At 62.6% G+C, this 13,274-nt stretch carries 10 protein-coding genes; all 10 read right to left on the bottom strand.

The features are described 5' to 3' along the window. Positions 1-131: 131 nt before the first annotated feature. The 10 genes from AC07N8_RS00225 to treZ all read right to left on the bottom strand — a co-directional run bounded on the left by AC07N8_RS00225 (position 132) and on the right by treZ (position 13,266). Positions 132-890 (bottom strand): PIG-L deacetylase family protein, encoded by a 759-nt coding sequence (locus AC07N8_RS00225; RefSeq protein ID WP_483842123.1) that lies wholly within the window; start codon positions 888-890, stop codon positions 132-134. Between the two features lie 127 nt (positions 891-1,017). Beyond that, positions 1,018-1,677: a glycosyltransferase family 2 protein gene (locus AC07N8_RS00220; RefSeq protein WP_483842122.1), complete on the bottom strand. Its 660-nt coding sequence runs from the start codon at positions 1,675-1,677 to the stop codon at positions 1,018-1,020. Further along, positions 1,674-2,273, bottom strand: coding sequence for an SAM-dependent methyltransferase (locus AC07N8_RS00215; RefSeq protein ID WP_483842121.1), 600 nt, complete (start codon positions 2,271-2,273; stop codon positions 1,674-1,676). The genes AC07N8_RS00220 and AC07N8_RS00215 overlap by 4 nt, the downstream gene beginning before the upstream one ends. Further along, positions 2,270-3,028, bottom strand: coding sequence for a PIG-L deacetylase family protein (locus AC07N8_RS00210; protein ID WP_493144730.1), 759 nt, complete (start codon positions 3,026-3,028; stop codon positions 2,270-2,272). The genes AC07N8_RS00215 and AC07N8_RS00210 overlap by 4 nt, the downstream gene beginning before the upstream one ends. Further along, positions 3,025-4,002, bottom strand: coding sequence for an acyl-CoA dehydrogenase family protein (locus AC07N8_RS00205; protein ID WP_493144855.1), 978 nt, complete (start codon positions 4,000-4,002; stop codon positions 3,025-3,027). The genes AC07N8_RS00210 and AC07N8_RS00205 overlap by 4 nt, the downstream gene beginning before the upstream one ends. A 1-nt stretch (position 4,003) precedes the next feature. Continuing rightward, positions 4,004-6,163 carry a glycogen debranching protein GlgX gene (gene glgX / locus AC07N8_RS00200; protein WP_483842119.1) on the bottom strand — a complete coding sequence of 720 codons (2,160 nt, stop codon included), beginning with the start codon at positions 6,161-6,163 and terminating at the stop codon, positions 4,004-4,006. A gap of 103 nt (positions 6,164-6,266) precedes the next feature. After that, the gene (locus AC07N8_RS00195) at positions 6,267-6,599 is read right to left on the bottom strand and encodes a DUF2934 domain-containing protein (protein WP_493144728.1); all 333 of its coding nucleotides are present in this window, start codon (positions 6,597-6,599) and stop codon (positions 6,267-6,269) included. 21 nt (positions 6,600-6,620) lie between these two features. Further along, positions 6,621-9,398, bottom strand: coding sequence for a malto-oligosyltrehalose synthase (locus AC07N8_RS00190; RefSeq protein ID WP_493144726.1), 2,778 nt, complete (start codon positions 9,396-9,398; stop codon positions 6,621-6,623). Continuing rightward, positions 9,395-11,473, bottom strand: a complete 2,079-nt coding sequence (gene malQ, locus AC07N8_RS00185; RefSeq protein WP_493144724.1) for a 4-alpha-glucanotransferase — start codon at positions 11,471-11,473, stop codon at positions 9,395-9,397. Before malQ ends, AC07N8_RS00190 begins: the two co-directional genes overlap by 4 nt. After that, complete coding sequence (treZ, locus tag AC07N8_RS00180) at positions 11,470-13,266, bottom strand: malto-oligosyltrehalose trehalohydrolase (RefSeq protein ID WP_493144722.1); 1,797 nt, start codon at positions 13,264-13,266, stop codon at positions 11,470-11,472. Before treZ ends, malQ begins: the two co-directional genes overlap by 4 nt. Positions 13,267-13,274 lie beyond the last annotated feature (8 nt).

The raw sequence follows: 13,274 nt of genomic DNA, 5'->3' as shown, positions 1-13,274 counted from the left end.
GAAAGTGTGTTCACCACCGAACAACTGTGGGAGCGAGCCTGCTCGCGAAAGCGGTGTGTCAGTCAAAATACTTGTCGACTGACACACCGCTTTCGCGAGCAGGCTCGCTCCCACATTGGATTGTGTTGGATTCAGATGAAGACGATTTCATAGGGCAAGCGCATGCGGTCCAGGATCACCCGGGGTAGCAGCGGTGCAATGCCCAAGGCGGGTTCGCCGTCGAGCTGGCTGGCGTAGGCGTGGGTGGCGTGGCTTTTGCGCGCGACGGTCCAGGTGTCGAGGCGGACTTTGCGGGCCCGGTGCCAGGGCATCAGCGCCTGATCGCGAGCCGGCCAGTGCCAGGCCCATATTGGCAGTTCATGGAATGTCGCACCGACCATGCTCGCCGCCGCGGCGCTGGCACGGCCGACGGCGTCGTGGTCGGGTGTACCGTCTTCGCGCCAGGTGCTGAACACCACGTCACCGGGACGCAGGTAGCGGGCGATGAACCGGGTCAGTTGCGTCTCGTGTTCAGCGAGGACGAAATCAGTGAAGCCACCCCGAATCCATTTCAGGCTGTGCATCGGCAAGCCGAGCCGGCGCAACGCTTCGACGCTTTCCTGGCCGCGAAACACGCTCAGGCGTTTCTCGGACCATTGCTGCGAACCGGGTTGAGTGGCACTGCCATCGGTGACCGAAATCAATTGCAGGGGATGACCGAGGGTCGAGAGCAACTGCAGCAGGCCGCCACAGGTGACCACTTCATCGCCGGGATGCGGCGCGATCACCACGGCGCGTGCGCCGGGGGGAACCAGGGTCTGGGTGTTGATGACGGGGATGTTGTCCAGTTGCAGCGCGCTGTTCCAGATTTGTGCTGGCTGGCTGCTGTCGATGATGGAGACGGATTTCATCGGGGCTACGTCCTTGTTCTGTTTGATAGCAATGTGCGACTTCTCCGTACCCTGGATTGTCGCGTGCTGAGTATTGCTCAAGTAATCCTATTCGTCGCGTAACGGTTCCGACTAAGCCGGTTTTTTTTTAATCGATCTGTGCCAGATCGTGTAAGTAGTCGCCGAAACCACCCCGCGCGCGACTGTCCAGACGGGCGCTGGTGAGCACTTGCGGGCGATGACTCCAGGCAATTTTTGCGCCGCAGCGCTCCAGTTGTCGCACCAGTTGCACGTCTTCATGACAGGTCAGCGGTTCGAATCCGCCGGCGCGCCGATAGGCGTCGGCACTGATGCCCAGGTTGGCGCCGTGAATGTGCCGGTGGCCGTCGCGTGCCTGGTAATGCTGGTGATAGCGAATCTGCGCCGACTCATCGAATGATTCGTGCCACGCATCGACCGTGACCGTGCCGCACACCGCGTCCGCATCCAGCGACAACTGCGCCACCAGCCAGTCCTGCGCGACACGACTGTCGGCGTCGGAGCAGGAGATCCAGCGCACCCCCAATGCCAGCAGAAAACTTGCCCCGACTGCGCGTGCCTGGCCGACGTTGCGGGCCTCGATGCTCAGGCTGTGGACCGGGTAGCGCTGGACAATCTCCCCAGATCGGTCGGTGCAACTGTCGAGCACCACCAGCACTGCGACGCTTTCACCGCGCAGCAACTCATGTTGCGCGGCGCACAGGGCGGCTTGCAGGCAGTCGGCGAGCAAGTCTTCTTCGTTATGCGCGGGGATCAGAATGCCAATCATCGCAAGCCCTCAAGTGAGGCCACGGAGCGCGGTTCGCGGCTCCATAGCTCCAGCAGGAAATCCGCTTCCTGATGCAACACCAGACGCGCCAGCGGAAGGTGTTCGTGAAGCAAGTCATGCACTTGGCGCGCGTTCAAGGGGCAGCCGTCGATGGGCGGGCGCCAGTGACAGGCCAGCAGTTGGCCGTCGGCGGTGAGTGACTGTTCGGCCCGTTGGATCAGGCGTTTCAAGTCTTCGGCATCGAGGTAGTAACCGATTTCACTGAGCACGATCAGGTCGAATTTTTCTTCCGGCCAATCCGCAGGCAAGCGTGAGTGGCGCACTTCGGCATGATCAAACGGGCCGAGGCGGGTGCGCGCCAACACAACGGCTGCGGCGGCGGTGTCGCAGCACAGCAGGCGATCGCAACGGCTGGCCAGTTCAAAGCTCAGTTCACCATTGGCGCAGCCGGGCTCAAAGATCGCGCGGTAATGCGGGCGCGGCAGGGCGGCGAGGGTGATGGCGCGTTTGCGCTGCTCGTACCAGCGTTGACGAAACGCCCACGGATCATCGTTACCGGCAAACAAACCGTCGAAATAACGATCGTCGACACTCATAGAAACACCACCTCGAACGGCTGCAACAGGCGGTCCAGCACATAGGGCGCCAACACGGGCGGCAAGCCGATGTGCGGGTCTCCTTCCAACTGGCTGGCAAAGGCGTGAATCGCATGGCGCTTGCGTGCGATCAGCGGCGGCGTCAGGAGGATTTTGCGTGCCCGGTGCCACGGCACGAACGCGTCTTCCGGCGTTGCCCAGTGCCAGGTCCACACGGGCAGTTCATGCAGGGTCGCACCGACGCGGCTGGCGGCAGTGGCACTGGCTCGCCCGACGGCTTCATGATCGCAATGGCCGTCTTCGCGCCACGTGGTGAACACCACGTCGTTGGGGCGCAGATGCTGTTCGATGAACGCGCTCAACTCGGATTCGCGCGCGGCCACCTGGCTGTCACTGAAACCGCCGCGCAGCCATTTCAACTGGTGCAGCGGCAAACCGAGACGGCGCAGCGCTTCAGCCGATTCTTGCGGGCGAACGGCGCTCAGACGCTCCACCGGCCAGCGTGTCGAACCGGGATGACTGGCGCTGCCATCGGTGACCGAAATCAATTGCAGCGCCCGACCCGCCGCCGCAAGCACCTGCAGGAAACCACCGCAGCCCAGCACTTCGTCATCCGGGTGCGGCGCGATGATCACCGCGCGGGCGCCCTCGGGCACCAGGCTGAGGATGTCGATCACCGGCAGTTGCGCCAGATGACGGGAGGTTTGCCACAGTTGCAGGGGCGTGCCCTGGCCGACGATGGGGTTGGTTTTCATAACGTCCATGTCCCTTCAATAGCTTGTTTACCGAGCGCGGCGAGGTCCCGCTCGGCATGACTTTGACGCAGGAATACCGGCAGGTCCGCGATCAGTCGGGCGAACTGCCGGTCCTTGCAATAAGGCCCGGCGCCGAGGGCGTGGCCGACGTGGAGGATCACTAGTTCAGCGGCCTGTTCAACCACCGCCCGGGCACGGCGAGCGAGCAATTCGGCGTTTTCCAGCGGCGAGGCATCGATGCTCATTGCGCTGGCGCGCAACACCTGTGCGGCGGCGAAAAGAGCGCTGTCGACCGCGCCGAAGTGGGCGAGAGCATGGGGTTCTTCGCGTTGCGCGCAGTGAGTGCGCAGGCGTTCGGCGATGCTGTGTGCGGCGCCGTACCAACAGGCGGCAATGCCGATTCCGCCTTGCCAGAAACCCGGCCGTTGCAAGTAGTCGCCGGGTTGGCCAATGAGGTGAGCTTCAGCATTATCGAACAGCACTTCGACGCTGCCGGTGGCGCCCATGCCGACGGCTTGCCAGCCTTGATCCGTCACGCTGACGCGGGGTTGATCCAGTGCCACCGCGACCAATTGCTGACAGTCGTTTTCATCCCACGCGGTAAGCAAGGCATGGCTCAACACCGCCGCACCCGAGCACCAGGCTTTGCGCCCCTTCAAACCTTGTTGACTGATCCGCACCCGTGCATTCGGCGGTTCGGCGGCCCACATGCCCCAGGTGCTGTCGGGTGTGGGCTCGCCACCGAGTTGCGCGATGATTGCCAGTGCATCGGTGTGGCCTTCGTACAGTTTGCACAACCCCAGATCATGCCCGCCGACCTCGGCCAATCGCTGAAAACGCTCCAGCGTCCGGCCACTGCCCGGCAGTGGCAGCTGATCCAGTCCCGCTTCCACCAGCGCCCGCAGGCAACGACCTAACGCCTGAGTGTCAGCGTAATCCGCGGGTTGGCGAGCCAGAAACGCCTGAAGGTCCATTTCACTCTTCTTCCTCATGCTGCAATTCGAACAGCAGCAGCGAACGGCCGGTCACCGAATATTCGTGGCCGATTTCAAAGCGTTCCTGCCCGCGAATCGACGGTTGATTGGTGTCGATCATGCAAGTCCAGAACCCGCCGTCCGGCACTTCCGGCAAGGTGAAATTGACGATGTCGTGGTGCGCGTTGACCACCAGCAACAACGTCGCGTCGGCACCCTTACGGCGGATCCCGGTTTCCTGGGCGCGGCCATCGAGCAAGATACCGAGGCAACGACCGTGGGCCTCATTCCATTGCTCCTGGGACATTTCACTGCCGTCCGGCGCGAGCCAGGTCACGTCCTTGACCCCGATGTCTTCGTTGTAATTGCCCACCAGGAAGCGTCCGCGACGCAGGATCGGGTACGCCAGGCGCAACTTGATCAGTCGTTTGACGAACTTGAGCAGGGCCTTGCCGTCCTCACTGAAGTCCCAGTTGACCCAGCCGATCTCGCTGTCCTGGCAATAGGCGTTGTTGTTGCCTTCCTGAGTGCGGGCGAATTCGTCGCCGGCCACCAGCATCGGCGTGCCTTGGGACAGCAGCAGCGTGGCAAAGAAGTTGCGCATTTGCCGCTGGCGCAACTCGTTGATCTCGGGATCGTCGGTCGGGCCTTCGACGCCGTGGTTCCACGACAGGTTGTTATTGCTGCCGTCCTGATTGTTCTCGTCGTTGGCTTCGTTGTGCTTGTCGTTGTACGACACCAGGTCGTTGAGGGTGAAACCGTCGTGGGCGGTGATGAAATTCAACGAGGCATAAGGGCGACGGCCGCGCTGGTTGAACATCTCACCGGAGGCGGTCATGCGGCTGGCGAAATCGGCGAGTTGGCCGTCGTCACCTTTCCAGAACGCGCGCACGGTGTCGCGGAACTTGTCGTTCCATTCCACCCAACCCGGCGGGAAGTTGCCGACCTGATAACCACCGGGACCGCAATCCCATGGCTCGGCAATCATCTTCACCTGGCGCAGCACCGGGTCCTGCCGGCAGGCCACGAGGAAGCTGTGACGCTCATCGAAACCGTCGTGGTAGCGGCCGAGAATGGTCGCCAGGTCAAAGCGGAAACCGTCGACGTGCATTTCCGTCGCCCAGTAGCGCAAGGAGTCAGTGACCATTTGCAGGACGCACGGATGGCTCAGGTCCAGGGTGTTGCCGGTCCCGGAATCGTTGATGTAGAAGCGTTTGTCGTCGGGCATCAAGCGGTAGTACGAGGCATTGTCGATGCCGCGCATGGACAGGGTCGGCCCCTGTTCGTTGCCCTCGGCGGTGTGGTTGTAGACCACGTCGAGGATCACTTCCAGGTTGGCTTCGTGCAGGTGCGCAACCATTTCCTTGAACTCGGCAATCTTGCCGCTGGCCAGATAACGCGGGTCCGGGGCAAAAAAGGCGATGCTGTTGTAGCCCCAATAATTGGTCATGCCCTTGTGCAGCAAGTGCTGGTCATTGACGAACGCGTGGATCGGCAGCAATTCAACCGATGACACCCCGAGCTTGCGGATGTGTTCCAGCACGTCATCGACCATCAACCCGGCGAAGGTGCCGCGCACGTTCTCGGGGACGGAAGGGTGACGCATGCTGATGCCGCGCACGTGGGTTTCGTAAATGATGGTTTTGTCCCACGGCACGCTGACGCGATGGTCGTGGCCCCAGGTGTGCGCCGGGTCGATGACTTTGCATTTGGGCACGAAAGGCGCGCTGTCGCGTTCATCGAAACTGAGGTCGGCGTCGGGGTGGCCGATGGTGTAGCCGAACAGCGCTTCGGACCATTTCAACTGGCCGACCAATTGTTTGGCGTAAGGGTCGATCAGCAATTTGTTCGGGTTGAAACGGTGACCGTTGGCCGGGTCGTAGGGGCCGTAGACGCGATAACCGTAGATCAGCCCCGGATGGGCGTCAGGCAAGTAGCCGTGGTAGATCTCGTCGGTGTATTCGGGCAGTTCGATCCGTTCCAGTTCCACTTCGCCGGCGTCGTCGAAGATGCACAGTTCGACTCGAGTGGCATTGGCGGAAAACAAGGCAAAGTTGACCCCCAGACCATCCCAGGTTGCGCCCAGCGGGAAGGGCAAGCCTTCTCGGATTCGCGATGCCTCGGCGTGAGGTTCTGGCGCGGATTTTTTTGGCGTGGTCATAAATGCTCCTGCAAGAAAGAATCGGGTATTTTTCGAGGGCGAACGCGCCCTCAGTGGCGAGCGAACTCGCCACGTTTTCGATCAGCACAATTCGGTTGGCGCGTCAGGTGATCGGTGGTTTCTTCGCCACGCGAGGCTTCTTCTCGACGGCTTTCTCACCCGGCGGGATCACTTTCGACGCCGCTGCGGGTTTGACCTTGGCCTTCGATTTGGCGTCGCTGGCTTTGCCGTCCAGTGCACCATTGGCCTTGGCTGCTCCAGGCTTGGCAGCGGTTTTGCTGCCAGTGGCTTTCGGTGATTTTTTCGGCGCCAGGGCTTCCGCTTCGGCCAGCTTGTGCGCCATCTCCCAGTGGCGGGCTTCCTGACCCTCGGGTTTCCCTTCAGATTCCCAGATCTGATAGGCAAATTCGCGAACGCGTTTATCGTCGGTACTCATCGCAATGCTCCTGAACTGAACTCAAGCTTGGGTAAAGAGTTGGATAAAGAGATTGACCGGGACAACCCCCAGCGCGGCGCTGATGTTCAGCTCCCTGTTTTTTGTGACTGCGACGCTGGAAAAAAGTCCCTTCAGATTTTCATCGGAGGAGGCGAACGGTAATTTCACCCGTGTATCGCCCCACAGCGGCGCATCAATCTGTGGTTGGGCACTGTTTTTCAGCAGTTCGGCGCAGCGAATAGGGACGATCACGATGGCGCGTTTTCCTTCCAGCACGCGGGCAAATGCCAGCACCCGATGCGCCTGACTGCCGACCACTTCAAGGGCCTGACAGCGCCCTCGGGAAAACAGCTCGGCATGCTCGGCGCGCAGGTTCAGCACCTCGGCAATCAGCGTCTGCTTGATGCGCCCGTCACGCCAGTTCGACAACAGCTCGGGCACCTGCGGTGTCGCTTGAAGGGCTCGTTCACGACTGGCGTAATCCACCGGCCGGCGGTTGTCCGGATCGACCAGGCTGAAATCCCAGAAGTCGTTGCCCTGATAGAGGTCCGGCACCCCCGGCACGGTCATTCGCAGCAAGGTTTGCGCCAAGCCGTTGATAGCGCCGGAAGGCGCAATGGCCTGCGCCGCTTTACCGAGGGCTGCGCGCAACAGCTCACCTTCGGGGGCCAGAAACAGCCGCTCGATAAACGCTTGCATCGCCTGTTCGTACGGTTCGTTCGGCGCGCTCCAGCTACTTTGCAATTTGGCTTCGCGCAGGGCTTTTTGTTGCCACTGCCAGAGGCGTTTGGCGTAGTCCGCCAGCGCCGGTTGATCGTCAATGTGCAGGGTCAACGGCCAACTGCCGAGAATCGCCTGATACAGGATCAACTCATCGCCCGCCGACGGCATGTGGTCGTCGTCGCGCAGGGGGCGGGCAAGTGTGCGCCAGAGCGGGACTTGCTCGGCGTACCACGCGCTACGCTCGCTCAACACCGCCAGGCGTGCGCGGGTGTCTTCGCCGCGTTTGTGGTCGTGGGTGGCCGTGGCCAGCAGGTTGTCCGGGAACTCGGCCAGGCGCTGGGCGCAGACCGCATGGAAGTCCGACACCGGGGCGCTGAACTGTTCGGTACTGAAGCCCACGTCATTGCGCGAGAGCAACACGGCTGAACGATAGAACGCGGTGTCTTCGACGGCTTTGGCGGCGGCCGGTGACGTCAGTTGCTGAAAGCGTACGCAAGCATGCTTGAGCATCTTGCGCTGACGACCTACCGGGCGCTTGCGCCACGGCTCGCCGCCAAGCCAGCCGGCCAGGCAATCGAGCACCGGCCAATCGGCTTCGCTCAAGGTATGCCGCGCACCGTCCATGGCCTGCTGGAAAAACACATCGTCTTCGGCGGAGCGGCCACGAGGACTGATATAGGTCCGGTATACCGGGAAATGCACGATCAATTCCTGCAACGCCCGGCGGATCGCACCAAGGGTCAGGTCACGGGTCATCAGGTCGTCGCGGGCCACTTGCAGCAAGGCCTGGGCAACGCTTTCGAAATCACCGGCCAGCGAGCCGTTGAGGATCTGCTGCCGCGCCAGTTGCGCTTCCTGCTGAAAGTCGGACGGCCGTTCGCTGAAACGCTGCCAGAGCTCGCCCAGGGTGTGTGCGCCTTGCGGATCATGCTGCAACAGCGACAACTGGTTCATGAATTCATAACCGGTGGTGCCGTCCACCGACCAGTCGCGGTGCAGGGTTTCGCCTTCGCCAAGGATCTTCTCGACGTAGATCGGCAGGTGCCGCCCCGGTGACAGGCTATCGACCCGGCGTCGCAGTTTGCGGCAGTAACCACGGGGATCGGCGAGGCCGTCGATGTGGTCGATGCGCAGACCGTCCACCAGCCCTTCAGCCACCAATTTGAAGATTTTCGCGTGAGTGGCTTCGAACACGGCGGGCCGCTCGACGCGCAAACCACCCAGTTCATTGATATCGAAAAAACGCCGCCAGTTGATGTCATCCGCTGCGGTGCGCCAACTGGCCAGACGATAACTCTGGCGCTCGAGCAGGTTATGCAGGCGCTGGAAACCCTCGGGTGTCAGCGAGTCGTAAGCGCGGAGGTGCTGTTCGATGGACTTGAGCAGCACCGGATCGCTGGCCAGTTCACGCAGTTCGGCTTTCAGCGGCACCGCGAGGCGGTGCGCGTCGGTCTGGTAACTCAAGGTGGTGAAGCGCTCCGCGAGCGACTTCAGCGGTTCGACCTCGGTGGGCAGCAACTCGCCGTAGTTCATCGGGCAGATCGGGAAACGGTGGTCGTAATGCTGCACATAAAAGCTGCCGTGCTGCGCATCGAAGCGCAAGGGCAGGGTGCCGTCCTGCAAGGCAATGCCGTAGTCGCTGCCGAGGAACGGCAGCAACAACTGACCTTCCATCAACGGGTCCGGCGAGTGCCATTGAATGTCGAAAAACTCGCCGAACGGACTCAGGCGTCCCCATTCCAGCAAGTCCAGCCACCAGGGGTTATCCGCGCCACCGACGGCCATGTGGTTGGAGACGATGTCGAGGATCAGCCCCATCCGCTGTTCGCGCAGGGCACTGACCAGACGTCGCAGTGCGGCTTCGCCACCCAGTTCGGGATTGACGGTGGTCGGGTCCACCACGTCATAGCCATGCATCGAACCGGCGCGGGCGGCCAGCAGCGGCGAGGCATAGACGTGGCTGATGCCTAATTGCGCGAAATACGGCACCAGCGGCACCGCTTGATCGAGGGTGAAACCTTTATGAAATTGCAGCCGCAGGGTCGCCCGCAGCGGTTGGATATTCGATGCCGTCATTGGTCACGCTCGCCCGCCTGAAGCCGCGCGCAGGCGAGCAGTTCGAGGCGTCGGGCCGCGTCCGGGTCATCGAGCAGGGCTTCGCTGTCGCCGGGCAAGCGTCGTGACCAGTTGGGATGGGTGTCGATGGTGCCGGGCAGGTTGGCTTGCTGTTCGATGCCCAAGGCATCTTCGAGCGGCAGCAGCACCAATGGCGCGCGGGTATGCCCGAGGAAACGCACGCTGGCGTCGAGCACTTGATCAGTTTCGTGGGACTCCTCGCGAAAGTTCTGCGGGTCCTGGCTCAACACCCGTCGCAGGCCTTCGCGTTCGCGCTCGCGGTGTTGGCGCCACTCGATCTCGCCGCTGGCGTCGGTCAGGCCGAGCCGGGCGTTCCAGTCGATGTCGCGGCCGTGCCACCAGCCATTGAGTGTCGGCAGGTCATGGGTGCTGGTGGTCGCCAGCGCGTTGTCCGGCCAGTCGAGGATCGGTTTGAAGTGGGCGTTGTCCTGTTCGAACAGCAGCACACGCATGCCGAGGATCGAGCGTGCGCTGAGTTTTTCCCGCAGGCCATCCGGCACGGTGCCGAGGTCTTCGCCCAACACAATCGCCTGATGACGGTGAGATTCGAGGGTTAGCAAGCGCAGCAGATCGTCGACCGGGTAGTACAGGTAGGCGCCATCGCGGGGAAGCGCGCCGTTGGGAATCACCCACAAGCGTTGCAGGCCCATGATGTGGTCGATGCGCAAACCGCCGGCGTGGGCGAAATTGGCCCGGAGCATTTCGATAAACGCACGGAAGCCGTTGCGCACCAGGCCTTCGGGCGAAAACGCAGAGATGCCCCAGCCTTGGCCGGTCCGGTTGAGGATGTCTGGCGGCGCACCCACCGTCAGCGAGGCAAGTAATTCATCCTGGCGGCTCCAGGCCTGACTGCCACCGCCGTCAGCGCCCACGGCGAGGTCGGCGATCAGGCCGATGCTCATCCCGGCACTGCGGGCGGCGGTTTGCGCGCGCTCCAGGCAACGGGTGATCAGCCATTGGCAGAAGGCGAAGAAACCGATACGTGCAGCGTTCTCTTCAGCGAATTCTGCCAGGGCCGCGCTGCGCGGGTCGCGCCATTGCTCAGGCCACTCGCGCCAGTCGAGGCTCTCGCCTTTGGCGGCGCGGGTCTCTTGCAGGGCTTCGAAGCGGCAATGATTTTCCAGCGCTTCGCCCGAAGCATGGCGGAAGCTGCTGAAGTCTTCGTGCAAGGGATGTTCACCGTGGACAAAACCCTCGTACAGCGCTTGCAAGATGCGGTGTTTGGCTCGGGCAGCCACGGGCCAGTCAATCAGCGGGCGTTCTTCAAGCGCTTGCAGTTCTGCGGTCAGCCCGGTGGCGTCAATCGCCGCGCGCATGGCGCGCTCGCCGAGGATCGCACCGGGTGCGGCGTACAGGCTGTTGAGAAACAATCGGCTGGAGGGCGAGTAAGGGCTGTAGCGCTGCGTGTCGCTGCCGAACATGGCGTGCAGCGGACTGATCGCCAACGCCTCGGCGCCGCGTTCACCTGCCACTCGTGCGAGGTCTTCCAGCGCCTGGGTATCGCCGAAACCGCCATCGCCGGCACGTCGCAGGGAGTAAAGCTGCACGCTCAGGCCCCAGGCGCGCGGGATCGGATTGTCGACCGCGTCGCCGACGCTGTAGCAGCGCTCGGGCGCCACCGCCAGGGTGAAGGATTGTCCGTCGATGCTGACGTGCTGGTAGCCGACCGGAATCAGCCCCGGGAGCACGGCGTGTGCATCGAGCTTCAGGTACATCTTCGAGCCGTCTTCGAGGTGAATGTCGCACGGGGTTTCGGGCTCAAAGTAACGCGCCAGATCGAGGCCGGCACCGACATCGATCGTCAACAGCGGTGGCAGGCGGTGAGTCTGCTGGACGGCTTGCAGTTCCAGCAGGCTCGCGTCGATTTCCTGGGCACTGCCGGCCGGGTGGCCGAGGCCGGTGAGCACGGCGCGCAGCACCGACGGACCGACTTTTTGCGGGCGGCCATTGGCGTCGATCCAGTCGACGGCCAGGCCTGCGCGGCTGGCCAGTATTTCAAGTTGCGCATCGCTCATAGGCGCTCTCCATCCGGGGGTAGCAAAGGGGCTGCGGCCGTGAGACTGACTAGCGCGCAATACGGGGCGAGTTTGCCCTCGTGCAACAGGCCGGCCGAGTGGGGCGGGTGTTCGAACAGCAAGATTGTGTCGGCCTGTGGGGTGTGGACCACTGGCGTGTCGCTGAGGTTCAGGTCAATGCGCAGCTCGCTGCCATCGCCCAGCCGCCAGCGCGCCGTCACTGCAGCGTGGCCGAGCACGTCGGCGCCCAATGCCTGGGTGCCGGGAAGGCGAGGGATGAGGTGCTGATGGCGCAGCTGTAACAGGCGGCGATACAGATCGTGAATGGCCGGCAGTGCGCTGGCTCCCAGTTTGGGTTGCGACGCTTCGAAGGTCTTGGACGCATTCGGATCTGGAATCTGTTCACGTTTGTGCGGGTCGGCAAAGGCGCTGAACGCCGCAAACTCGTTGCGTCGACCTTCGCGCACCAGTTCTGCGAGTTCACCGTGGTGGCTGGTGAAAAACAGAAACGGCGCCTGCGCGGCGAATTCGTCACCCATGAACATCAGCGGGATCATCGGCGACAACAGCAGCAGTGCGGTGGCCGCGTAGAGCGCATCGGGGGGAGTCAGTTGGTGCAGCCGTTCACCTAACGCCCGGTTGCCGATCTGGTCATGGTTTTGCAGAAACAGCACGAAGGCGGTCGGCGGCAAGTGACCACTGGGTTCACCTCGCGGCGTGCCATGACGGTTGAGATGGCCCTGAAACACAAAGCCCTGGCTCAGGCAGCGGGCCAGTTGTTCGGTGGGCTGCTCGGCGTAATCGGCGTAGTAGGCGTCGGTTTCACCGGTCAGCAGCACATGCAGGGCGTTGTGGCCGTCATCGTTCCACTGCGCATCGAAACCTTTTTCCAGCAGGCTCGCCTCGTTGTGTTCGTTTTCCACCATCAGCCACACATGGCGCGAGGGTTCGGTTTGCTGGCGAACGCGCTGCGCCAGCTCTTCAAGGAAGTCCGGGCTTTCAATGGCGTGCACCGCGTCCAGGCGCAAGCCGTCGAAGCGATACTCCAGCAACCACATCAACGCGTTGTCGATGAAGAAGTCCCGCACTTCACGCTGACGGAAATCAATGGCCGCGCCCCAAGGGGTGTGCTTGTCTTCGCGGAAAAAGCCCTTGGCGTAGTGGTGCAGGTAATTGCCGTCCGGGCCGAAGTGGTTGTAGACCACGTCGAGAATCACCGCCAGGCCAAGGCCGTGGGCGGTGTCGATCAGGTGTTTGAGTTGTTCGGGCGTGCCATAGGACGCCTGGGGCGCGTAAGGCAAGACGCCGTCGTAGCCCCAATTGCGCTCACCGGGGAATTGCGCCAGCGGCATCAGTTCAATCGCGGTGATGCCCAGCTCGACCAGGCGCGACAAGTGTTGCTCGACGGCACTGAACCCGCCGAGCACACCGACGTGCAGCTCGTAGATGATCGCCTCGTTCCATGGCCGGCCCTGCCAGGTGTTGTGTTGCCATCGATAGGCCAGCGGATCGACCACCACGCTGTGGCTGCCGATGTCGCCGGCCTGCGCGCGGGAGGCCGGGTCCGGCACCTCCAGCTCGCCATCGATGTTGAAACGGTAGCGGGTGCCCGCGGGGCAGCGAGTCTTGATCACGAACCAGCCGTTAGCCTGGGGCAACAGCGGCAAGGATTGTCCATTTTCCAGTTCGACACTGACGTAAAACGCATCCGGCGCCCACAACGCAAAACGCGTGTGCTCTGCGTCCAGCATGATTGCGCCGTGGGGCCAGGTCTCAAGGGTCCGTAACGGCATCGTTGAAA

It is taken from the genome of Pseudomonas sp. GW821-FHT10C09 (assembly GCF_059415465.1).
The sequence above is the reverse complement of the archived record's forward strand: the minus strand, read 5'-3'. Positions and strand labels throughout refer to the sequence as shown.

What these genes read in the sequence shown, in the direction of transcription:
- AC07N8_RS00215 (WP_483842121.1), bottom strand. Translation starts at nt 2,273, where the DNA reads ATGAGTGTCGACGATCGTTATTTCGACGGTTTGTTTGCCGGTAACGAT.
- AC07N8_RS00195 (WP_493144728.1), bottom strand. Translation starts at nt 6,599, where the DNA reads ATGAGTACCGACGATAAACGCGTTCGCGAATTTGCCTATCAGATCTGG.
- AC07N8_RS00225 (WP_483842123.1), bottom strand. Translation starts at nt 890, where the DNA reads ATGAAATCCGTCTCCATCATCGACAGCAGCCAGCCAGCACAAATCTGG.
- glgX (WP_483842119.1), bottom strand. Translation starts at nt 6,163, where the DNA reads ATGACCACGCCAAAAAAATCCGCGCCAGAACCTCACGCCGAGGCATCG.
- malQ (WP_493144724.1), bottom strand. Translation starts at nt 11,473, where the DNA reads ATGAGCGATGCGCAACTTGAAATACTGGCCAGCCGCGCAGGCCTGGCC.
- AC07N8_RS00205 (WP_493144855.1), bottom strand. Translation starts at nt 4,002, where the DNA reads ATGGACCTTCAGGCGTTTCTGGCTCGCCAACCCGCGGATTACGCTGAC.
- treZ (WP_493144722.1), bottom strand. Translation starts at nt 13,266, where the DNA reads ATGCCGTTACGGACCCTTGAGACCTGGCCCCACGGCGCAATCATGCTG.
- AC07N8_RS00220 (WP_483842122.1), bottom strand. Translation starts at nt 1,677, where the DNA reads ATGATTGGCATTCTGATCCCCGCGCATAACGAAGAAGACTTGCTCGCC.
- AC07N8_RS00210 (WP_493144730.1), bottom strand. Translation starts at nt 3,028, where the DNA reads ATGAAAACCAACCCCATCGTCGGCCAGGGCACGCCCCTGCAACTGTGG.
- AC07N8_RS00190 (WP_493144726.1), bottom strand. Translation starts at nt 9,398, where the DNA reads ATGACGGCATCGAATATCCAACCGCTGCGGGCGACCCTGCGGCTGCAA.